Source organism: Bacillus inaquosorum KCTC 13429 (assembly GCF_000332645.1).
In the GTDB taxonomy this organism is placed as follows: domain Bacteria; phylum Bacillota; class Bacilli; order Bacillales; family Bacillaceae; genus Bacillus; species Bacillus inaquosorum.
This window is the reverse complement of the sequence record NZ_AMXN01000008.1, coordinates 154,597-176,993: the sequence shown is the minus strand read 5'-3', so window position 1 is coordinate 176,993 and position 22,397 is coordinate 154,597. Positions and strand designations below refer to the sequence as shown.

General features: G+C 40.5%; 23 protein-coding genes. 18 read left to right on the top strand and 5 right to left on the bottom strand.

What is annotated here, in order from left to right:
• Nucleotides 1-18: 18 nt before the first annotated feature.
• From BSI_RS03055 to BSI_RS0121580, 9 genes are all read left to right on the top strand, one after another.
• Nucleotides 19-642: an undecaprenyl-diphosphatase gene (locus tag BSI_RS03055; protein WP_003241444.1), complete on the top strand. Its 624-nt coding sequence runs from the start codon at nucleotides 19-21 to the stop codon at nucleotides 640-642.
• Between the two features lie 1,052 nt (nucleotides 643-1,694).
• Nucleotides 1,695-3,212, top strand: a complete 1,518-nt coding sequence (locus tag BSI_RS03060; protein ID WP_003241442.1) for an NADH dehydrogenase subunit 5 — start codon at nucleotides 1,695-1,697, stop codon at nucleotides 3,210-3,212.
• 14 nt (nucleotides 3,213-3,226) lie between these two features.
• Entirely contained in the window at nucleotides 3,227-5,842 is a 2,616-nt protein-coding gene (locus BSI_RS03065; RefSeq protein WP_003241440.1) for a DUF2309 domain-containing protein, read from the top strand.
• 75 nt (nucleotides 5,843-5,917) lie between these two features.
• Nucleotides 5,918-6,442, top strand: a complete 525-nt coding sequence (locus BSI_RS03070; RefSeq protein ID WP_003241439.1) for a carbonic anhydrase — start codon at nucleotides 5,918-5,920, stop codon at nucleotides 6,440-6,442.
• A 66-nt stretch (nucleotides 6,443-6,508) separates the two neighbouring features.
• Nucleotides 6,509-6,799, top strand: coding sequence for a DUF6407 family protein (locus BSI_RS03075; protein ID WP_003241434.1), 291 nt, complete (start codon nucleotides 6,509-6,511; stop codon nucleotides 6,797-6,799).
• Between the two features lie 56 nt (nucleotides 6,800-6,855).
• Complete coding sequence (locus BSI_RS03080) at nucleotides 6,856-7,218, top strand: Na-translocating system protein MpsC family protein (RefSeq protein WP_003241432.1); 363 nt, start codon at nucleotides 6,856-6,858, stop codon at nucleotides 7,216-7,218.
• 336 nt (nucleotides 7,219-7,554) lie between these two features.
• On the top strand, nucleotides 7,555-7,857 hold the full coding sequence (locus BSI_RS03085) for an ArsR/SmtB family transcription factor (protein WP_003234907.1): 303 nt from the start codon (nucleotides 7,555-7,557) through the stop codon (nucleotides 7,855-7,857).
• A 126-nt stretch (nucleotides 7,858-7,983) separates the two neighbouring features.
• Complete coding sequence (locus tag BSI_RS03090) at nucleotides 7,984-9,156, top strand: MFS transporter (protein WP_003241427.1); 1,173 nt, start codon at nucleotides 7,984-7,986, stop codon at nucleotides 9,154-9,156.
• A 261-nt stretch (nucleotides 9,157-9,417) separates the two neighbouring features.
• Entirely contained in the window at nucleotides 9,418-9,759 is a 342-nt protein-coding gene (locus BSI_RS0121580) for a hypothetical protein (protein WP_032732289.1), read from the top strand.
• Nucleotides 9,760-9,905: 146 nt separating this feature from the next.
• On the opposite strand, the gene BSI_RS03095 is transcribed toward BSI_RS0121580, so the two are convergent.
• Both BSI_RS03095 and BSI_RS03100 read right to left on the bottom strand, forming a co-directional pair.
• The gene (locus BSI_RS03095) at nucleotides 9,906-10,904 is read right to left on the bottom strand and encodes a serine hydrolase domain-containing protein (RefSeq protein WP_003241425.1); all 999 of its coding nucleotides are present in this window, start codon (nucleotides 10,902-10,904) and stop codon (nucleotides 9,906-9,908) included.
• Nucleotides 10,905-10,908: 4 nt separating this feature from the next.
• Entirely contained in the window at nucleotides 10,909-11,739 is an 831-nt protein-coding gene (locus tag BSI_RS03100) for a MerR family transcriptional regulator (RefSeq protein ID WP_003241423.1), read from the bottom strand.
• Between the two features lie 135 nt (nucleotides 11,740-11,874).
• Between BSI_RS03100 and BSI_RS03105 the strand changes: the two genes are divergently transcribed.
• The 4 genes from BSI_RS03105 (at nucleotide 11,875) to BSI_RS03120 (ending at nucleotide 14,829) form a co-directional block, all read left to right on the top strand.
• Nucleotides 11,875-12,852, top strand: coding sequence for an alpha/beta fold hydrolase (locus BSI_RS03105; protein WP_003241422.1), 978 nt, complete (start codon nucleotides 11,875-11,877; stop codon nucleotides 12,850-12,852).
• A 1-nt stretch (nucleotide 12,853) separates the two neighbouring features.
• Nucleotides 12,854-13,525, top strand: a complete 672-nt coding sequence (ybdJ, locus tag BSI_RS03110; protein ID WP_003241421.1) for a two-component system response regulator YbdJ — start codon at nucleotides 12,854-12,856, stop codon at nucleotides 13,523-13,525.
• Nucleotides 13,522-14,508 carry a two-component system sensor histidine kinase YbdK gene (gene ybdK, locus BSI_RS03115; RefSeq protein WP_003241420.1) on the top strand — a complete coding sequence of 329 codons (987 nt, stop codon included), beginning with the start codon at nucleotides 13,522-13,524 and terminating at the stop codon, nucleotides 14,506-14,508. Before ybdJ ends, ybdK begins: the two co-directional genes overlap by 4 nt.
• 117 nt (nucleotides 14,509-14,625) lie before the next feature.
• Entirely contained in the window at nucleotides 14,626-14,829 is a 204-nt protein-coding gene (locus BSI_RS03120) for a hypothetical protein (RefSeq protein WP_003241419.1), read from the top strand.
• On the opposite strand, the gene BSI_RS03125 is transcribed toward BSI_RS03120, so the two are convergent.
• Together BSI_RS03125 and BSI_RS03130 are read right to left on the bottom strand one after the other, a co-directional pair.
• Nucleotides 14,814-15,584: a serine/threonine protein kinase gene (locus tag BSI_RS03125; RefSeq protein WP_003241418.1), complete on the bottom strand. Its 771-nt coding sequence runs from the start codon at nucleotides 15,582-15,584 to the stop codon at nucleotides 14,814-14,816. The genes BSI_RS03120 and BSI_RS03125 overlap by 16 nt on opposite strands.
• A gap of 97 nt (nucleotides 15,585-15,681) precedes the next feature.
• A complete protein-coding gene (locus tag BSI_RS03130) occupies nucleotides 15,682-16,539 on the bottom strand; it encodes a hypothetical protein (protein ID WP_003241417.1) in 858 nt (285 codons plus the stop codon).
• A 131-nt stretch (nucleotides 16,540-16,670) separates the two neighbouring features.
• Here BSI_RS03130 and BSI_RS03135 point away from each other — a divergent pair, with 131 nt between their 5' ends.
• The 4 genes from BSI_RS03135 to BSI_RS03150 all read left to right on the top strand — a co-directional run bounded on the left by BSI_RS03135 (nucleotide 16,671) and on the right by BSI_RS03150 (nucleotide 20,136).
• Complete coding sequence (locus tag BSI_RS03135; protein WP_003241416.1) at nucleotides 16,671-17,855, top strand: DUF4885 domain-containing protein; 1,185 nt, start codon at nucleotides 16,671-16,673, stop codon at nucleotides 17,853-17,855.
• 325 nt (nucleotides 17,856-18,180) lie between these two features.
• Complete coding sequence (locus BSI_RS03140) at nucleotides 18,181-19,569, top strand: amino acid permease (RefSeq protein WP_003241414.1); 1,389 nt, start codon at nucleotides 18,181-18,183, stop codon at nucleotides 19,567-19,569.
• A gap of 112 nt (nucleotides 19,570-19,681) precedes the next feature.
• The gene (gene csgA, locus BSI_RS03145; RefSeq protein ID WP_003241413.1) at nucleotides 19,682-19,930 is read left to right on the top strand and encodes a sigma-G-dependent sporulation-specific acid-soluble spore protein CsgA; all 249 of its coding nucleotides are present in this window, start codon (nucleotides 19,682-19,684) and stop codon (nucleotides 19,928-19,930) included.
• Nucleotides 19,931-19,944: 14 nt separating this feature from the next.
• The gene (locus BSI_RS03150) at nucleotides 19,945-20,136 is read left to right on the top strand and encodes a DUF5370 family protein (RefSeq protein WP_029316749.1); all 192 of its coding nucleotides are present in this window, start codon (nucleotides 19,945-19,947) and stop codon (nucleotides 20,134-20,136) included.
• Nucleotides 20,137-20,165: 29 nt separating this feature from the next.
• On the opposite strand, the gene blaOXA is transcribed toward BSI_RS03150, so the two are convergent.
• Nucleotides 20,166-20,969, bottom strand: a complete 804-nt coding sequence (blaOXA, locus tag BSI_RS03155; protein WP_003241411.1) for a class D beta-lactamase — start codon at nucleotides 20,967-20,969, stop codon at nucleotides 20,166-20,168.
• Between the two features lie 172 nt (nucleotides 20,970-21,141).
• Between blaOXA and cypC the strand changes: the two genes are divergently transcribed.
• Complete coding sequence (gene cypC, locus BSI_RS03160; RefSeq protein WP_003241410.1) at nucleotides 21,142-22,395, top strand: CYP152 family fatty-acid peroxygenase CypC; 1,254 nt, start codon at nucleotides 21,142-21,144, stop codon at nucleotides 22,393-22,395.
• Nucleotides 22,396-22,397 lie beyond the last annotated feature (2 nt).

Genomic DNA, 22,397 nt, shown 5'->3' with positions numbered 1-22,397 from the left:
GTTCTAAAAAGAGATTGGATGGTGTTGGGTTTGGATATTTCAGAAGTTAATATATCACTGTTTAGACTAGTTAATGACTTAGGAAAAGAACATCCCTTTTTGAATCCTGTATTTAGTTTTATTGCTGAATATATGGTTTTTTTACTTGCACTAAGTGTTCTTTTTATTTGGTTTACAAGAGATACGGATAATAGAATTATGATTCTTTGTGCATCTATCGCTTTCATTTGTGCCTTTACGATAGGGAAGGTTGCAGGGGCATTTCACTCGAATTATCAACCTTTTGTTGAATTGGGAGAGGTTAATAAACTGATACATAAAGAAAAAGACAATTCTTTTCCAAGTGACCATACAATTTTATTCTTCTCATATTGTATTTCATTCTGGCTCTTTAAGAGAGGCTGGTCAATTTTATGGGTATTGTTAGCTGTTCTTGTGGGAGTCTCCCGTATATGGGTTGGGGTTCATTATCCTTTTGATGTTTTAGCAGGAGTATTAATAAGCCTAGCAGTTTCAACTTTTATATATTTAACATTCCCTAAACTAAAAGTTATTCAAACTACCATAAAAATTTATGAAAAATGTGAAAACATGCTTCTTTATCGCTTCAAAAGAAAGGAAAACAAGTCAAAAAATTTTTAGATTTATTCAACAATCGGGTTCTAATGTTCAAAAAATCGTAACCTAAAATGATCAAACTCTTTTATAAAGATTCCATCTGTATTCAAAACTGTAGAATCCATTTTGATCTATCTTTTTTTCTAAATGGATTCTTTAAATTTGCCGTAAACTGAAGGTTCATGTGTTATTTTTGATCATCCTTTATTTCAAAGCTACAGTTTTAGCCAAAGGGGTTTTTTGTTTTAAAGATGGCTATGTTTAGTTTTACAGATATTTAAGATTGCCATAAGAATATGAAAATATAAAGAAGGTATTTTCAAGGAAAGTGACATCTACGGAGAAATTGGGGAATTCTAGCTATAACAATATCCACAACAACTAGTTCAATTTTTTGGTCGTTAAGGCTGTCGAAAATAAAGTAGGAACCAGTATTCATTTATAGTTACTAATTGAACTCAGTTATTTATTAAACAAGAAAATAGAAAATGATTATAAAATTTTTCTTGTATTTCTACAAAAAAATTAGAATGGTAGATATCATAGGCCTTGGTTAAAGATTCAGGATGTATATTTAAAGGGAAAGAAGGATTTGATACTTCATTCTCCGTATTCCAACATCTTGACAATGTTTAAAATTTAGCATATCTTATACTTAACTTAATAATCGGCGCAGATGTTTATTTTTGTTTGTTATTAAAATTAGGCCTTTAGCATTCTTTTAATATTTCATTTTAAATTTTGATAGGGTGAAAAAGTATCCTAATAAAAAACAAAGAGTAACATAAGTCGATTTAATTTATAAATCAAGGTACTAAATTAACGATATTCCATTCCTTTAGACGGAACTTAAAATATTGTATATAGTAAAATGACCAATCATAAGGTAGCTCTTCAAAAAACTTTGCTGAAGTTAGTTGAAGTGAAGCCGACAATTTTCAAGATTCAATGACTAAGATAATCATTGAATCTTGAAGTTGTCGGCTTTTTTATTGGAAAAAATAAGTAATTATTCAAAGAGATAAAGAAATGTATATTCAATTACAGACAGAATTTTACCTAAGGGAGAATTTGAAATGTTAGTTTCGCTGAGTTTGTCATCATTATTAACATTATTTTTTATTATGCTTATTGCTTCTGGGATAAGTGGACTATTGTTTTTACATCCGCGAGTACCCTTGAGTTATGTTCGCATTCATATTGGGATCTTGGCTTTACCGCTTTTGGTTTCCTTCCTGCTACTTGCCAATAGTAGTGTGAGTGGAGATATTGGCCTTTGGCACTTAGATTCCTTAGCTTGTTTAATGACTTTCTTTGTTCTTGCAATTGGTTTCGTCATTCAGCGTTTTTCTGTACGTTACTTAATGGGAGATCGATCATATCGAAAATATTTTACGCTTTTCACTTTCACTACAGGTGCTGCTTCAATTACATGGTTAAGTGGCGATCTCCGCTTGATGGTTATATTTTGGGGAGCAACTCTTGTCGGTTTAACCTTACTTATTAGGTTAAACAGTGCTTGGCATGTGGCTAGTGAAGCAGCCAAGGTTTCTGGCCGGTTATTTTTGTTAAGTTGGTTTTCTTTGTTTTTCGCGATGATTTGGCTTTTTCAAGTCACAGGTCAATGGCGGTTATCGTTGGTTTTAACAAATGAAAGTTTAGCTCAACTGGGGATTTGGGAGAGAACAGGGATTGATTTATTGGTTGTGTTAGCAGTGATCATTCCTGCGGCTCAATGGCCATTCCAAAGATGGTTAATTGAGTCTATTGTTGCTCCAACTCCTGTTTCTGCGATTATGCACGCAGGTTTAGTAAACGCAGGCGGAATTATACTAACTCGATTTTCACCTCTATTTAATGGTGGTATAGCATCGATTATTTTACTTCTGCTTGCTGGCATCTCTGTATTGATTGGAACTGGTATTAGTTTGGTCCAGGTTGACTATAAACGCCAGCTAGTAGGCTCCACGATTGCACAAATGGGTTTTATGCTCATTCAGTGTGCATTAGGAGCCTATATAGCAGCCATTATTCATCTTATTTTACATGGTTTATTCAAAGCTACGTTGTTTTTACAGGCTGGTTCAGCAGTACAGCGGCATGAAGGATCGACTCGGGCTAATGAGGGATCATCCTATTTATGGATCGCGGCTGGCCGTACGTTAGCCTTAGTGATAGGCGTTGCTTTTTGGCTCGCTGCTCCTGGAGAGGGGTATCAATTCATTAGTGCGCTGATCTTAGGGTGGTCATTGTCCGTTTCTTGGACTCAGCTCGTAGCTTTTGGAGAGGGGAAAATTGGCCGAATTGTTGGCTTAATATGTTTAGGAGGAGCAGCCCTCGTATATTTTATCATTCATAACCTCTTCTATAAGTGGCTGCATACAATCGATTTTCAAAGTGTTCAACCTCCAATGTCAGCTGTCATCATTGTTGTATGTCTCTTACTATTTGGCAGTGCTTTAGGTACGTGGGTTGCTCGTCATCGTTCTTCAGTGCTCTTCGCGGTAATCTATCTTTGGTTAGTGCGATTAGGTGAAGCAAAACCAAAGACAATAGAGAGTCACCCAGACTACCTTAAACAATATTTATCATAAGGAGCTAATCTGAGATGGGCATTACATCCGTATTAACGAAAGAAAATGTAAAAAAGAAAGATACAGATATTGATGTTCAAAGTGATCTTAACGTTTTAATTACATCCGCCAGCCGAGTGATTGCGCCACTTTGGCCTATTTCCACATTTGCTGCACGTAATCCGTGGATGGGGCTTGAAAACCAATCTTTTGATCAGGTTGCAGGTTGGTTGAAAAACTCTCGGGATGTTGATATATACCCTAGTGCATCTATGATCCGTTCAGCAAAGAATAAAGGTGAGATTGATGAAGATTTTGTGGAAATGGGGCTGCAGTGCTGGCTTGATTCACATTCCTTTAACATCCCGCGGGACGTGGCAGAGCGATTTTGCCATGCTGGATTAAAACTAGATCCACTGCCTTCCACCCTTTTATCATCACATAAGCTGGAGAAATTGGTGAATGAATGTAGTGGATTGGATCATATCGAAAATGTTTTTATGCAACCAATAAGTTCATATATAGAGAATCAAGATGGTGAAAGGTTAGTCAATATCCTAGATCATCATGTCATTAAGTGGTGTAAATTATATCTTGATGACTCTCAAGCAGGTTGGACAATGCCCAATCGTGAGGAAGGTTTCTATCGTGCCTGGCAGCATCTCATTCAGTATGATCCAGCACTTAGTAAAAAGCAGCGTGAAAGGTTAAAAGGTTGGCCGCAAGAGGCACATTTGGCTTTACAAGAAGCGTTATTCGCACTAGAAATCCCCGAATCAGAAATCCAGCGTTATATTGAAGGTCATTTACTTTCCTTACCTGGATGGGCAGGGATGATGCTTTGGCGCTCCCAACAATCGAGCCATGAACATGCACTCCTGACAGAATATTTAGCGGTCCGAATATCCATGGAGTGGGCTCTTATAAAGCCATATTTACCTATTCATAATGAACGATTTGAGAATAAAATTTCAATTGCTCCCCTTATAGCAGCTTGGATTCATTGGGGGGGACTTACATTAGAGAAATGGCCACAGATGTCGGCCGATGAACAAAACGAATATTTATCATTTGCCTACAGCTTTGATGAGAAACTTCGCAGGAAACTTTGGTTAGAAGCTTGGGAACAAACATACACTGATCGATTAAGTCAGAAGATCATCTCAAAACAACGTGAAACCAATGGTAAAAAATCTGCATTAGCTCAATTGGCATTCTGCATCGATGTACGATCAGAGCCTTTTCGTCGTCAACTAGAAAAAGAAGGTCCATTTGAAACGATTGGTATTGCTGGTTTCTTTGGGGTGCCGATTGCAACTTGTGAACTTGGCAGTAAACACAGTCATGCCTCCTTGCCGGTCATACAAAAACCGCAAAATACAATAAAAGAGTTTGCAGATGAAGATGTACTCGAAAAATACAACCAACGCACGCAAGCGGTTCATTCATTAAGCCATACATTTAAAAAGATGAAACAGAATGTACTTACGAGCTTGCTTTTACCTGAGCTAAGCGGGCCTTGGCTTAGTCTGCAAATGGTAGCACGTAGCTTTGTGCCAAGAAAAACGGATCGTTTCATTCGTAATCTCCGTGAGACTTGGTTACGTAAACCTGATACAAAACTCTCGCTTCATCATGAGTATGACACAGAGGCAGAAATACCTGTAGGTTTTACTGAAGAAGAAAAAGTGAACCATGCTCGGCAAGCTCTAAAAATGATGGGATTAACAGAGAATTTCGCACCATTGGTCGTGATATGCGGGCATGGCAGCCAAAGTATCAATAACCCTTATGCGGCAGCTCTTGACTGTGGTGCCTGCGGTGGAGCGGCCGGTGGATTCAATGCAAGAGTTTTAGCTGCATTATGTAATCTTTCAGAAGTAAGAGAAGTTCTTTTAACTGAAGGAATTAAAATCCCTGAGGATACGGTTTTTGCTGCCGCTGAACATAATACAACGGTGGATGAATTACACTGGATTTATGTACCAAAGCTTTCTGAAGCTGCACAAGAAGCATTTGAACGTATCGAAGCTGTTATGCCGAAAGTGAAACATAATGCAAATGCAGAACGTCTAGCCCAATTACCGAATTTCCAATCGAAACTTAAAAACCCGAAGGCTGAGGCACACCGATTTGCGGAAGATTGGAGTGAGATACGTCCGGAATGGGGACTGGCTCGTAATGCCGCTTTTATTATCGGCCAACGTGAACTAACTCAGGATTGTGATTTGGAAGGAAGAGCCTTCCTTCATAATTATGATTGGAAGCAGGACGAAAGCGGTGAACTCCTAGCAAATATTATTGCAGGACCTGGAACTGTGGCCCAATGGATTAATTTACAATATTACGCATCAACGGTAGCACCTCATTATTATGGCAGCGGAAATAAAGCAACTCAAACCGTTACTGCAGGTCTCGGAGTTATGCAGGGGAATGCAAGTGACTTGTTAGCCGGACTGCCTTGGCAATCCGTCATGCAATCAGATTATGAGGCTTATCATTCTCCTCTTCGTTTGTTAATTGTCATCCAAGCACCTAGAGAATATGTAGAACGGTTATTAAATAATGACTCAGTATTTCTGCAAAAAGTTCAGAATGGGTGGGTCCGACTGGCTAGTATTGATCCAGAGGGATGCTGGGAAAGCTGGTAATTATGAATCTAAACATTATCAAATGGATTTGTTACTCAATATAAAGATGAAAAACATTTAGAAGAGGTGTGCTATATGAATGGAAATCAAAATAAAAAAGTATTATTTTTGACGGACATTGAAAACGGCTTGGAGCCTATTTTACAAGAAGTGACTAACACTCCAGCAGAAAATATGCTGACTATACAAAGCTATGGTGCCGGTATCTCACATCCTTATGGAGAAATAATGAGGTCTGTTATTTTTGCGATTTACCAGGAAGATGTTGAGGAGGTTGTTGTGGTAGGAACAAAAGATAAGAGGACTTCCACAGGTAATGGACTAACTCAACTGGAAACAATGAAAGATAAAATACAAACATTGGATTATCTATTTCAAAACTGCAGGCCTGAATTTTTAGGTGGTACGGTCGATGAATGGCTAAATGAAAATAGTACTAGTGTTGAAAAAAGTGTTGATATCATTCGTCAGCATCCACTAGTGCCGTCATATGTTAAAGTTAGAGGTTTACTCGTTCATCATAAGGATGGAAAAGCCTCAATTGTGGAGGTTCCTGATGTTAAAACAGGTCAAGCCCTACCTGATCATTGCTTGTCATGATGAAATGAAGGTTCAGCTTCTAAACGCACCCATCTATGGAGAAAGAAGCAGTTCTAAGGAGATTGTATGAACGCTAATTTAACTGATTTTGTAACGAAAACAATAGAGGAAATGAGCTCGTTTGATCGAGAAAATATGGAATGTATGAAAAAAGTAATTAGAAAAGCAATCGATTTTTATCATTTAAAATCCTATGAAGAGGTTGAGGAAACCCATTTAGGGAGCGTTCGATTTTTGCATGTCCACTCTATGATGGAAGAAAATATGTTATCCAAAATGATAGTGGTCTCAAGAAACGGTAAAACTGATTTGGATATTGAAGGTGTATATGAAGGACATGTTGTAAGAGAATATTAATGAGACGAAATAACTAATAGAATATGCCAATTTTTTTGCCAGGAGATGTGTTATATATGAAAAAAACGAAAGGTTCTATTGAATCAGAGATCAGTAAGTCCATTACTCAATGGGAGAAGGATTATCTTGGGCGTGGGTCTGTATCTGTTAAAACTGATATACTGCGGGATATGATCATTGTTAATTTAAAAGGAATTTTAACACCAGCTGAATACGCAGTTTGTGGATCAAAAGAGGGGATGTTATCTATCAAACAAACTCGTTCAGAGCTAGTTGAATCAGGTATAGAAGGTCTTAAGGATATTATCCTTACGATAACTGGAGAAGAAGTGAAAAGTTTTCATACTGATTTAAGCTCCCGGACAGGTGAACGAGTGATGGTATTTAAATTATGTAATGATTTAGAGAAAAATCTTTAATATAAAGAATTAAATGTTTGTCAAAGAGGTTGGAAGCTGATTGAACATAATCAACTTCCGCTTCTTTTTTTAGAGTTATGCCATCATTGTTTTAATTCACAATCTAAGCGGACGCCAAAATTAACAAAGCCACTGCCGGGTTCCCCAAAGCGTACAATGCCATGATTAGAGACCAATTTCTAAAGCTTTATGATACATTTAAGCAGGAACAAAAGTCTTTGGTTTTTGGGATGCTTTCCTCAGTTTCATTTCACAGAATTAGTCATAAATAAGCCTAAAAAAGCTAGCATCAAAAAACGAATTGACATATCGGAATATAACGATATAATAATCGGTATGGAACCAATTGAAGTATTCAAAGCCTTATCAAATGAATCAAGGCTGCAAATTTTACAATGGCTGAAGGAGCCTGATCGTCATTTTGCACCCCATGAAGGGATTGATATGAACACAATCGGGGTATGTGTCAGTCAAATAACAGACAAATTGAAAATGACGCAATCTACGGCTTCCCAATATCTCACCATCCTTTTAAGAGCCGGCCTGATTAAGGCGGAACGAATCGGAAAGTACACTTATTACAAAAGAGATGAAGAAGCCATTGGGAAACTTGCTGACTTTCTTAAAACAGAGATATAAAAATAAACATCAAAAGATGTTTATTTTTACGCCATATATATCGACATATTACGATGTGTTTATTTTTTTGAATTAACATATCGATATTTCGTGATATGTTTATTAATGATTAAGGAGTGAAACTTTATGTCTAACACTTGGAAAATTTACATTTTAGCCATTGTCAGCTTTTTAGTAGGAACCTCAGAGTACATCATTTCCGGTATTTTGGATCACATTGCTCATACACTCGGGATAACTTTGGCTGCCGCGGGCCAGCTTATTACGATCTTTTCACTTGTATATGCTCTTTCCACACCCATTCTTATGGCATTGACAGCAAGTATGGATAGACGCAAATTGATGATGTATGCTCTCGGTTTGTTTGTGTTCGGCAATATCTTGGCCTTTGTCCTGCCTGGTTATGGATGGTTTATTGCAGCGCGGATCATTATGGCGATGGGAGCAGGTATGGTTGTTGTCACCGCATTAACGATTGCCGCTAAGATTGCATCGGAAGGGAAGCAAGGCAGTGCCATCGCTACTGTCGTTATGGGATTTACCGCTTCTTTAATCATTGGTGTTCCGCTTGGAAGAATGATAGCAGTAGCATTAGGTTGGAAGTCTGTATTTGGTGCAATTGCTTTGATGGGTTTGATCGCAATGGCCGTTATATTCTTTACTCTTCCGCATACTGAAGGGGATAAGCCTGTACCTTTGCTTCAACAGCTTGCTCTTTTCAAAAAACGGAAAGTGGCGATGGGATTATCAATCACTTTCTTCTGGCTCGGGGGATATTCTGTTGCTTATACCTATCTGTCACCGTATCTCTTGAACATTTCAGGAATAAGCGGCAAGCTGCTTAGCGGTGTTTTGCTTATATTTGGAATTGCCAGTTTGGTTGGATCGAAGTTTGGGGGATATAGCACCGATAAATGGGGAGTGCCCTTTACACTTGTTGGCGGGATGACATTGCATATCATCACACTGGTTGGGCTGTCATTTGTCACTCATTCCTATATCGGTGTGTTGATGATTCTCATATTATGGTCGTTTGCCGCATGGTCTACCGGTCCGACACAGCAATTTCACCTGGCTACAATAGAACCGGAAATGTCAGGTGTTTTGCTCAGTATTAATCAGTCCATGATGCAACTCGCTATGGCAGTTGGCGCAGGGATAGGGGGCGTTTTTGTAGAAAACGTATCATTGGCTTCGATTACCTGGATTGGTGCGTTAGGGGTTATGATTGCCATTATTTCATCATTGTTGATTTTCAATTCGCAACCGAAACAAGCGCTAAAAGATATCAATCAATAATGCAGTGCGTTGTTTTAGTTCTTAAAATTCAATAGGTTCATTTCGAAAGATCTAACATCCGCTCGTTATACAAGCGGGTGTTTTTTTATATGCTTTTCAAATCCGTCATGCAGAAGGCACACTGAAGCTGTAAGGATTTTTGCCGACGGAGAGCCGAAGCACAGCAAGTTATAATATACTAGGATTGAGAAATAACGGTATGGTGAGAGGGTTCTAACGCTTCTCGCTTGTAAGATCATTATTTTTGAGGATGTGTCATCGGTGAATCAAAAGACGTACATTGAAATTAGCAGGACATCGCAGTACATCAACAAATTGAGAGGGTATTCAGTGCTAATTGATGGGGCTGAGATGGGAAATATCAAAGATGGAGGGAGGATGCGAATTGCTTTGCCGCCTGGTGAACATGTTATTCAAGTGAAAATTGCTTGGTGTACAAGCCAAACATTGAGGTTTACTTTAGCGGAAGGAGAAGTGTTGAAGTTTAGATGCGGAAGTCCAATCCGGGGATGGAAGTTGCTTTTGGCGCTTTTTTCTGTTTTAGGCAGCCCTGAAAATTATCTATTTATTGAGCAGGAGGAAGAAAAAAAGGCTTTATGGTGACTTTATGTTACTACATGGATAAAATATTGCGGAATTCTGTTTTGTGAAAGTTTAATTGACCTAAGAAAGAATGGCAGCCTTCTCAATATCGTGTTCCTTAGAGCAGGCTGCCAATAAGGAATTCTCGTTTGTCAATTTTCATAATTTCATTGAGAAACTAAATACTCCTTAATCAATTGCCATCTGTCACGAGCATTCATGATGAACTCCGATGCGATTGCTACAATCAGGTTTTTTTCCGGAACACAGCAAATCACATTCCCGCCATCACCCAGTGCTGAGTATGAGAAAACACCGGCCTCATCACAAAGCCACCATAGATAACCATAGTTATTGGCGTTCATCTTTGTTGATTCGTCAATCCATGACTCAGGAATGATCTTTTGGTTGTTCCAAGTACCGTGATTTAAATAAAGATAACCAAACCTAGCCATATCCCGTGGAGTCAGCGTAAGTCCCCATCCTCCGGTTGAGTTGCCGTCCGGGTCATTTACCCATCCCTTCATGTTTTTTCCGAATAGATCGTCAAAGCCAAATGATTTCATACCATAATAGGGGATTTCTTTCATGCCGATCGATTTAAACAAGTGCTCGTTGGCAAACTCGCGGGCGCTCTTGCCTGTGCTGCGGGTGATGATGGCTGATAGCAGGTGTGCACCTGCGGTGGAGTATTTAAATGTGCCGATTGTGCCTCCTTGGCCCAGCATATCCAGCGTATAGGTGATCCAATCAGGCTGCATGCACATCTTGTCTAGTGGTTCGTGCCAGTCTTCAAATGGATATGGAGCTGTCATCGTGAGAAGGTGGCGAAGGGTGATGTCTTGTTTTTGTTTATTATAAGGACCCGGGACGTATTCTGGGAAAAAGTCGAGTGCGTTTTGGTCGACACTTTTGATGTATCCTGCATGTATCGCAATTCCAATAAGAGCTGACATGATACTTTTGGTTACTGAGGCAACATGATGCGTATCATTCGGTCCATAACCATGATAATAGCGCTCATAAGCGATGTATCCATTTCTCACAACCACGATACCGTTTATATTGCTGTATTCGGATTTTATTTTAGGGTCAAGCTCAGACAGTTTATCGGCGTCTATCCCCAAGGCTGCCGGCTCTGCAGTTGGCCAGTCGTTTCTTTGCATGACGTTACCTCTCTTTTTTCTTTATTGGAAAATACACTTCAGTCACAATATCCTCTGGCACACCAGCTTGGTGGTGATCGGTTGCATACACTTCATACGGTGATTGCGCCAATTCATAGCCTTCACCTTCGACCCATTCTCTCAGCTTAGCGTATATCGAGGTCAATTCTGCATAGGGACCTTTTAAAACAGACTTTGCGCAAAGACCTCCGGGCAAACCTCTTGTACCTTTTACCGTCTCCTCTATTGGAATCGCAAACTCTGTATCATTGCCGGCAGGGTTGTACTCAGGGCTGTGATAAATGGTCATGGGCGTGCCGAGCAAGGTAAGTTTATCAACAGCAATTCTTTCATATAGCCTGCTAAAATACTTTTCGTATCCTAGGGCATAGTCATTACTGCTCATCATTTTGCGTAAATACAGGATGTTCATTGGCTGGGTTTCAGCAAGCATTACTTCTATATCGTCAAGCCATGACATCATTGGTTTGCCTTTCTCTGCACGCAGAATATCGAGGTTCAATTGTGTAAGGGTATATTCATAAGCATTGATCTTTTCCTGTACTTCTCTTCTTTTTCGCTGAAGGGCAGAACCAAGCTTTTCTTCAGCCTGATCCTCTTCCAAATCGAGAATGGTTTTGATTTCTTCTAAAGAAAAATGATACGACTTTAAACGGTTAATCAAGAGCATTTCTTTCAGCTGCCTGATAGAATAATATCGATATCCATTTTCAGGGTTAATGTCTTCGGGGTGGATTAATCCGATTTCATCATAGTATCGCAGTGTTTTTGTTGATACTTTGCATATCTTTGAAAATTCACCGATCGATAGCAAACGATCACCTCCATGCTCCAAATGTACACCTTTCCGTAAGGGCAAAGTCAAATGTCTAAATAAAATCGACCCAAAATTAATCAGAAATTTATTTTCATGTCGTATCCTTTCCGTATCACGTGAAAGGAGCATCATATGAAAACAATATGGAAAGTCCTAAAGTTCGTTTTAGGCGGCTTGGCTGCTTTGGTTTTGTTTGTTTCCGTCTCCGTTTTTATTTATCACCATTACCAGCTAAATAAGGAGGCAGCCTTGCTCAAAGGTAAAGGCACAGTAGTCGATGTTGACGGTAAAAAGATGAATGTGTATGAAGAGGGAAGCGGGAAGGATACGTTTGTGTTTATGTCCGGTTCGGGGATTGCTGCGCCTGCTTATGAGATGAAAGGTTTGTACAGTAAGTTTTCAAAAGAAAACAAGATTGCTGTCGTTGATCGGGCTGGTTATGGATACAGTGATGTGTCTAATGATGACAGAGATATTGACACGGTACTGGAACAGACGAGGAAAGCGCTTATGAAAAGCGGAAATAAGCCTCCTTATATTTTAATGCCTCATTCCATATCCGGGATTGAAGCGATGTATTGGGCGCAGAAATATCCTAAGGAAATTAAGGCGATTATTGCGATGGATATTGGATTGCCTCAGCAGTATGTCACGTATAAATTAAGCGGGATTGACAGACTGAAAGTGAGAGGGTTCCATCTGTTAACTTCGATTGGTTTTCATCGGTTTATGTCTTCCGCAGTATATAATCCTGAGGTGATTCGGCAGTCGTTTTTAACTGATGAAGAAAAAGAAATCTATAAAGCCATTAATTTTAAGCAATTTTTTAATGCAGATATGGAGCATGAGCTTTTACAGTCTTACCAAAACGGTAGGAAATCTGTGAATCTGCCGGCGCCAAAAGAAACTCCCGTCTTGATTTTAGATGCGGTCTCTGACCAAAATAGAAATTCAAAGTACGCCATACAAAACCGAAAAGATTATGAAGCGTTTGCGGCTCAATTTAATACAGCTGATATAAAGGAACTGAGGGGAACACACAGTATTTATTTATATCAGCCTGATCAAATATATAAACTTTCCATGGAGTTTATGAGAAAGGTTCGCTAGGATGAAGGGTTATCATATTTTAATCGTTGAAGATGATGTGATGATTGGTGATTTGCTGCAAAAGATTTTGCAGCGTGAGGGATATCATGTGATGTGGAAAACAGATGGAGCGGATGTACTTTCGGTAATTCAGAAGGTGGATTTGGTCATTATGGATGTGATGCTGCCGGGTGAAGACGGATATCAAATGTCTGCAAAAATCAAAAAGCTGGGGCTGCGCATTCCGGTCATTTTTCTCTCGGCCCGCAATGACATGGACAGCAAGCTTCAAGGGTTGCAGATCGGCGAGGATTATATGGTGAAGCCCTTTGATCCGAGAGAGCTGCTATTAAGAATGAAGAATATGCTTGAGCATCATTATGGCACCTTTACGCAAATCAAACATTTGTATATTGATGCGGAAACCAAAAAAGTGTTCAATGAAAGCTTGCATGATGAGGTGTTGTTTACTGCGATTGAGCGGAAAATTTTCTTTTATTTATATGAAAATAGGGACAGCACCCTGACAAAGGAACATTTCTTTGAATATTTGTGGCAGCTCGAAGACAGAAACCCGAATATCGTCAATGTGCACATTAAAAAAATAAGAGCCAAAATCAATGATCAAGCGGGTGAGATTATTGAAAATATATATGGAGAAGGGTATCGGCTGAATACCGTTGTGAAGAAATGAAGCTAAAGACAAAATATCAGCTGTTATTATGTACGGCCGTTATTAGTGTTCCGGTGCTATTGCTGGCGGTTAGTATTTTGATGTCTGTAATTTATGACAGCATGTTTAAACCGATGAATCATGGTATGCCTTTTCACAGGTCTTTTGCGTATCCGGCAATGCTCGTTGTATTTTTGTTATCACTCTTATTGTTAGCTTTTTTATTTTCAAAGTCGATTCATTCCCTGCTGCATAAAATCAATCTATTAAATCAAACCATTCGGCATCTGGCGAGTGATCAAAAGGTGCCCGATAAAATAGAAGTGAAACGCGCTGATGAAATCGGGGAACTGACCAAATCGGTCAATTTGTTAATTGAACGGACGACATACCGTGAACTGGAATTAAGACAGCAGGAGGAAATCAAAAAGGAACTTTTGCAAAAACTGCGTCATGACATTAATACACCTTTAACCGCTCTCAGGCTGCAGTTGTTTTATTTGGAAGGCCAATGTCATGATCAGGCCGTATTCGAATCGTTGTATCAGCAAATCGAATATATCTCGGAACTAACCAATGAATTCAATCTATATTCCGCTGAGACGTTAGAAAGTTCTTATATCGTAAATGAAGAAGTGCGCCTAAACGAGCTATTAGAAACAGCGGTGAAAAAGTGGGATTATTTATACAGTATGAATGGGATTGAATTGCACTATAAGCCAGCAGATCAAGAAGTGATATGGATGAGCAACGCGTTATGGATGCAAAGGCTGTTCGATAATATTTTTCAAAATACGTTAAAGCATTCAAAAGCTGAAAAGATGGAAGTTACGATTGAACATGGCACTGTTTCTATTCGGGATGACGGTATTGGATTTGATAAGACCGAGAACAATGAGGGGCTTGGGTTAAAGATTATTGAGGATATATGCAGACTTCTCGCGATTACTTATGAGCTGCAGACAAATGAGAATGGAACAGGGTTCTTGTTTTCAAAAGAGTGACCCCGCTGATGTTTTTCTTTCTCCCATAAAATATATATAATAGGAAGAAAGAAATGAGGTGATCAGCAATGTTTAAAAAAATCATCAAAACGATCAAGTACCTCTCAGGCAGCTCTAGTGACCGATATCGCAGACACCGGCATTACAGCAGCAGCCGGCGCAGACATTACCGCAGCTACAGCAGCAGCTCAGGCAAAAGAAGACACTACGACCGTTATGGCGGCAGTCATCGTTACAAACGCCGGAGCTACAGCAGCAGTTAATCCAAAAAAAGTTCTTGTTCCGCTTTTGGGACAAGGGTTTTTTTATGTGACCGATTGAATGGCTCGGTTTAAATCTTCGCGAATGAAAGCGGTGTGCTGATACTCTTCATCAATGCCTAATAATTTTTTCAACAGCAGGGTTACTTCTTTTGTGAGCGTTAATTCCTCCATCCAGGTGCCGTTTTTCTTCTTTTTTCCTTTATATTGAGAATACAGCAGGAACAACAGCGTTTCTCCAAGATCGAAGAAGTCATCCTGTTTCCTCACCTTTACTTCCTCCGTTTCTTCAGGAGTCAATTGTTTGGCAAGGCCGAAATCGATGAGGCAGAGCCTGCCGTCATTGATGATGATATTAGGCGTTCTGATGTCGCTATGAAATATCAGGCGTTCATGCAGGTATTCTACAATCTCAAGGAGCTGTGAAATCAGCTGTAACGCCATGAGCTCTGTAAATGGCTGTTTTCGAAAAAATAGTAATTCTTCTATGTTATCTCCCTCAATGAACTGCATGACATAATAAGCTTGTCCGTCAATGATGAAATCTTCTATGAAGGCCGGGATTTGCGGGTGGTGCATGCTTTTGAGCAGTTTCATTTCCTGCTGGAACCGGACTCTTTCTTTTTCCTTTTTCGCTTTTGTCGGCCGTAGCTGTTTTAAGACATAAGAGGTTTGAGTATGGACATCGGTACACAAATAAACCAAGCCATAGCCGCCCATGCCGAGGCATTCTTCAATTTTGTATTGATGATTCAGGATAACGCCATCCTTTAGAGGGCGGTCAAAAAGGAGCTTTTTTAGCTGTTTTAATGCCATGTCTGCACTTCCCTTGGTTGTACTGATTATAGTTTATCAAAACAATTGCCTTCTAGGCTAAAAATAAAAAAGAGCCGGATAACCGGCTCGGTATAAGTTAAAACTGCTTTGTGACATCGTATTCATAATCTATTTTTGCTTTTACATTACTCATCGTCGATTTAGCAGTCGCTAATGTATTATATTTAAAACTCCATACCTTTGCTACACTGAGTTGATCTGACAAGGATATATCATAAGACCCTGAAGTCGAGCTATTCACAAGAGCACGGCGCCATTCGTTGTTTTCACTCGTCATGATGAAGTGGCGTGTATTTCCCTGGCTTGGTGTTTGAGTGGTGGTTGTTTGTACTCTGGTTACAATGGCATCGCGCGGTATTCCAGATTGATTTGTTAAATCAACCTTGATCACGCTGGAGTCAGAACCTGAGGGACTAAGGCTTGTGTTTCCTTTATTTTCAGCAACGCCGCTGAACTGGAACGTTCCGCTGCCGGATTTGATTCGGTCTTCAATTGAAAGTGTGAAATACATGTTCCCGGTATAGGTGCCGCGTGACACTTTCACATAGAAGGTATCCGTCGTGTTTTGAGCGTCAGCATTGGCATAGATAAATGAAGAAAAAGTGTTAGGATTAATGACTTCTGTACCTTGTGAAACAGGTACTCTGTACTTATCGTAAATTTCAATTTTCATGCCTGTGTACGCGCTCTGATATGTACTTCTCACGTATACTTTTTCTCCCTTATTAGCTGTAAAAGTGAAATAGGCTTCATCTTGTCCGGCTTCCAGTATCGTTGTATCGATATTCTTATATTTCCAATATCCGATCGGTGCTGCGGTATCAAATGAATTGTTTCCTGTAATAGCAGTGACTCTGGCAGCTGATGCCGAATAAGTAAAGGTGAATAAGACAGACAGCATAATAGCGAATGGAATAAGCCATTTTTTCGTCATGCAAACAACCTCCTTTTATTTCCATCATACATATTAAAGTTTCATGTGTAAATAAATGTTTTTTGAGGTTAATATATACATTGAGTTGCCGATAAAAAAGGGTAAGAGAGAATTGTTCAGGAGGGAATCCAATGCGTCTGAATCGGCAATTTATCCGCACCCAGCTGATGGCACAGAACATATTGAATAGGAATGCGGCTACTAAACGCGAGAATACGTCTGAAAATACAGCGGCGGTGCTGGAAAAGGCATACAGCAGGCTTGAGGCACGATCTTCAAATGAGGGAATCAACCAGTTCAATTATTCTAAAACCAGTGTGGCGGGAAACGGCGGGACTTTCAGCAAAGTGTATCAATCAACGAATGATCGAACAGTGACAGACACAGGGGAAGAAACAGTGATTCAATCCAAAAACCCCTATGAATCTGAGAGTGATATCAGAATCAAAATACTAGATGAAAAATACAGCAGGATGAATGCGATTAACAAAACAAAGTCTGATCCATTAGGCTACATTAAGGATAAGTACCAAAATTCAAAGTCGCCTTATTTCAGAAGTGATTTGTCAGCTGCAGAAAGACAGGCTGCTTACGATAATGAAACAGAATGGCTATTCAAAGGGAAGGCGCAAAACTATAACCTTCAGGATGCTGCGTTTCGCAATGTCACGTTTAATGGAGAAGTGGAAGCTGAGAATGCAAAGGTATATCAGCGAAGCCAGGTTAACCAACAGCTGCAAGTGCTGTTGAACCGAAACCATATTCACATTCCGCAGGGGACAGAGCTGACGTTTACGATTACGCCGATTGACTATAAGGTACAGGTGAGCGGGACAGACGATCAGGCACTGATTGAGCAAATTGAGCAAGTGCTGCAATCTGGAGACAACAGCAAAGAGCTATTTTTACATATCATGAAAAGCCAAAGCAGTGATTCAACACAATTTTCCGAAGAGGCATATAAAAAGTATCAGGCTGCTCGTGAGATGTATGAAGTCACAGGCTATCATTTGAAGGATTTAGAAGTGATTGACGGACGGTATGTAACGCCTGATGGACGTGACTTATTAGACGTATATAAAGAAGAGCTTGAAAAAAATCCTCTGCAAAAACAAACGGCTTCTTATGCTATATCTCACTACCGTTCAGAGCTCGGTAAAATTGCGGAAGCCGGGTATGATACGATTCCTGATTTCATCTTATCAATTAACTACAGCAATGGATCTTTAAGAGATATGGGGCAAAGCAAGGGCTATGGCACCGGAGATACCGGGTGGCTTGAGACATTAAAGCACCAAACGGGTGTGAATTATTAGAAAGCTGTTCATTGTGAACAGCTTATTTTTTATGAGAATCAATAGAAGAAATATAATTTTAATATTCAAATAATTTAATTATATTCATATAAAAGATTTTAATCGAAGTTTCGATGAAAAACTTTGAATGAAGGTGTTTGCCTGAAAAAAACAATTGTATTTTCCAGAGAAATTTATTATGATGAAATAAGTAATTTTGGAGATTATATAACAATTTTAAGTTTGAATTTTCTGATTGTTATAACTGATTGATGAGAAAGATGTGGAGGCAAGCAGACCTGCTGTTTTCTCATTTTCGAGTATTTTGTTAAGAGGAGGAAGAGGAGTGGCAAATAAAGAATTAAAGAGGGGCCTTGGCGCGCGTCATATTCAGATGATCGCCTTAGGCGGTACGATCGGTGTTGGGTTGTTTATGGGTTCTGCCAGCACGATTTCATGGACTGGCCCGTCTGTCCTTCTGGCTTATGCAATATGCGGAATTTTTATCTTTTTTATTATGCGTGCGATGGGTGAAATGCTTTATGTCGAGCCGAGCACGGGTTCTTTTGCGACATTCGGCCATCAATATATTCATCCGCTGGCAGGTTATATAACAGCTTGGAGCAACTGGTTCCAGTGGATTATCGTCGGCATGTCAGAAATTATCGCTGTCGGTTCTTATATGAAGTATTGGTTTCCGGATTTACCTGCTTGGATACCTGGTATCGTGGCAATGGTGATTCTTGGTGCGGCGAACTTAATTTCTGTTAAGTCATTTGGCGAATTTGAGTTTTGGTTTGCGATGATTAAAATCGTGACGATTATCTTGATGATTATTGCGGGAATCGGGATTATTTTCTTCGGGTTTGGCAACAGCGGAGATGCGATCGGATTGTCGAACTTGTGGTCTCACGGGGGCTTCTTTGCGGGCGGTTTCTCAGGTTTCTTCTTTGCACTGTCTCTCGTCATTGCGGCCTATCAAGGAGTTGAGCTGATCGGGATTACAGCCGGTGAAGCGAAGGACCCGCAAAACACGCTAAGAAGTGCGATTCAAAGTATTATCTGGCGTATTTTGATTTTCTATATTGGCGCTATCTTTGTGATCGTGACAGTTTATCCTTGGGATGAGCTCAATTCACTTGGAAGCCCGTTCGTGTCTACGTTCGCGAAAATCGGAATTACGGCAGCCGCCGGCATTATTAACTTTGTCGTGATTACAGCGGCAATGTCCGGCTGTAACAGCGGTATTTTCAGTGCGGGCCGTATGCTTTATACATTAGGCGTCAATGGACAAGCGCCGAAATTCTTTAAGAAGATTTCACGCAACGGTGTGCCGCTGTATGGCACAATTGCGGTACTGATCGGTTTGGCTGTCGGTGTTGTGCTGAACTATATTGCGCCGCCGAAGATCTTTGTATATGTATACAGCGCAAGCGTGCTGCCTGGCATGATTCCTTGGTTTATCATTTTGATCAGCCACATCGGATTCAGAAAAGCGAAGGGCGCTGCATTAGATAAACATCCATTCAAAATGCCGTTTGCACCTTTCACAAACTATTTGACGATTGCTTTCTTGCTGATGGTTCTGGTTGGCATGTGGTTTAATGATGATACTCGTATTTCTCTGATTGTAGGCGTGATATTCTTAGCGCTTGTGGTCATGAGTTATTATGTGTTTGGGATTGGCAAACGTGCGCAGGCCAATTTGACAAAAAGCAGCCAAGCGGCTGAATAACCATAGAAAAAAGAGACATTCACGGATGTCTCTTTTTTTATTTTTGGCGTATGGATTTTCCCTATTTCAGCAAGCTATAGGGTAAAGATAGCAGAAGGAAAGGTGTTCAAAAATGGATGTTACACTCGGTTATTTGCGCGAATCACTTTCAAACCATCTTGAAAATGAAGTCTGCCAGCGGATTTGCAAGAAGATGCTGGCGAAGCGGTATGTGAATGAAGAGGAATTTGTAAAAGACTTAGATGACAATGAAATGTCTTTTTTGAACCATGTATTAGAGAAAGAAATTAAGTATGCCCAGAATGAACAGGATCAAAAACGGGCCAAGGAATTAAACGAGGTGTATGAATTACTGCTTTGAAAGGCGGGGAAGAAATGGGAGCAATTGAACGAAGCGGATATACATTTCAGCCGGAGTTTAGCGTCGTCCGTCAAAATGGAGCCATCCATGTGTACCATCACGGAGAATTTGTGGAAGAAATCGAATTTGAATTTAACGGAGAATATCCGGATCATGATTTGATTGAAGAGCTAGTGAATCATTATTGTTTTGAGCATGAGATTTAGAGCCCTGCCTATTTGCGGGGCTCCTTCATTTAGGATGTGATCAGGCCATGCTTTTTCAGGATATCCACTGTGATGTTTTTGGCTTTTGTGCCGGAATCATCGACATTGGTGACAAAAATATAAGAGCCATGCTCTGTTTTGATGAATCCGACAAACCAGCCTAATCCCATGTCTGTCAGGCGGGTTCCGGTTTTCCCGTAGAGCGTGTAGTGATCTCCTTCCTCTTGAATCATCATGCGCTTGACGGTTTTCATCACCGATTTGTCAAATGGAAGCTCCTCTTTAAAAAGTTTCTCCAAAAAGGCTTCTTGTTCCAACGGAGATATTGTCAGAGAGCTTTGCAGCCAAAACTGGTCGATTCCCCCGCTGATATCTTCGTTGCCGTATGACAGCGTATGAAGCCATGTTTTCATTCTTTCCTCGCCGATATCTCTCGCTAATGCCTGGTAATACCAGATTGCGGATTCACGCATCGCCGATCCTAGCGTATGGTCGCGGTTCCATGATTCGAATTCGCGCTTGACCCCGTCCCACCGTTTGACATCGTATTCATCCCGAACAGCTTTTACCTGCAAACCGATTAAGGCGTTTACGACCTTAAAGGTGGACTGCGGGGTTTGTCTTTTGTTTGCCCGTTCTCTGTTGTAGACAAAGGTCTTATCCTTTTGCACATCGTGAAGAATGAAGGTTCCATCCGTATCCTTGAATTCGTCATCGACATTCATTCGGCTGACATTCAGGTGTTTTTCATAGGCAGACGTTGCTGCGTGGACGGAAAAGCTGCCGATCCCTGCAATACTCAGCACCAGCACAACATATATCCATTTCTTCATTTTGTTCTCCCCTTTGTTTTGATCAACTACCTTTTCTCTATTTCTTCTTTTCTTCCTTTAAAAAGTGCTCAAAAAGCGCTTAAATTTGATTCCGTAAACAAATACTGTTATTGGGTTTATTCTCGTAAGATAACGTGTAAAAAGAGGGTAAAAAGGAAGGCAGGGTAACCGAATGAATGAGCAGATTCCACATGACAAAAGTCTCGACAACAGCTTGACGCTGATGCAGGAAGGGTATTTGTTTATTAAAAACAGAACAGAGCGCTATCAATCAGATCTGTTTCAGGCTCGTTTAATGGGAAAAACCTTTATATGCATGACCGGTGCTGAGGCCGCGAAGGTGTTTTATGATACTGAGCGGTTTCAGCGGCAGAGCGCTGTGCCGAAGCGGGTGCAGAAAACGCTGTTTGGCGTAAATGCGATTCAGACGATGGATGGTACCGCACATATCCATCGGAAGATGCTTTTTCTATCATTAATGACACCGCCGCATCAAAAGCGGCTGGCTGAGCTGATGACAGAGGAGTGGGAAGCGGCAGTCACGAGATGGGAGAAGGCAGATCAGGTAGTGTTATTTGAAGAAGCAAAAGAAATTCTATGCCGGGTTGCGTGCTATTGGGCAGGTATTCCGTTGAAGGAAACGGAAGTCAAAGAGCGGGCAGATGACTTCATTGATATGGTCGACGCGTTTGGTGCTGTGGGGCCGCGGCATTGGAAGGGAAGACGAGCAAGGCCGCGTGCGGAAGAGTGGATTGAAAGAATGATTGAAGATGTTCGTGCCGGCTTGCTGAAAACATCTGCCGGAACAGCACTACATGAGATGGCTTTTCATACACAAGAAGGTGGAAGCCAGCTAGATTCCCGAATGGCAGCCATTGAGCTGATTAATGTACTGAGGCCTATTGTTGCTATTTCTTACTTTCTTGTGTTTTCAGCTTTGGCGCTTCATGAACATCCGAAGTATAAGGAATGGCTGCGGTCTGGAAGCAGCCGGGAAAGAGAAATGTTTGTGCAGGAGGTCCGCAGATATTATCCGTTTGGCCCGTTTGTAGGGGCGCTTGTCAAAAAGGACTTTGAATGGAATAACTGTGAGTTTAAGAAGGGCACATCGGTACTGCTTGATGTTTATGGAACGAATCACGATCCTCGGTTATGGGATCATCCTGAAGAATTTCGGCCGGAGCGATTTGCGGAGCGGGAGGAAAATCCGTTTGATTTGATTCCTCAAGGCGGGGGGCACGCCGAGAAAGGCCATCGCTGTCCAGGGGAAGGCATTACAATTGAAGTCATGAAAGCGAGCCTGGATTTTCTCATCAATCAGATTGAATACGACGTGCCGGAACAATCGCTGCATTACAGTCTTGCCAGAATGCCGTCATTGCCTGAAAGCGGCTTTGTGATGAGCGGCATTAGACGGAAGAGTTAAAT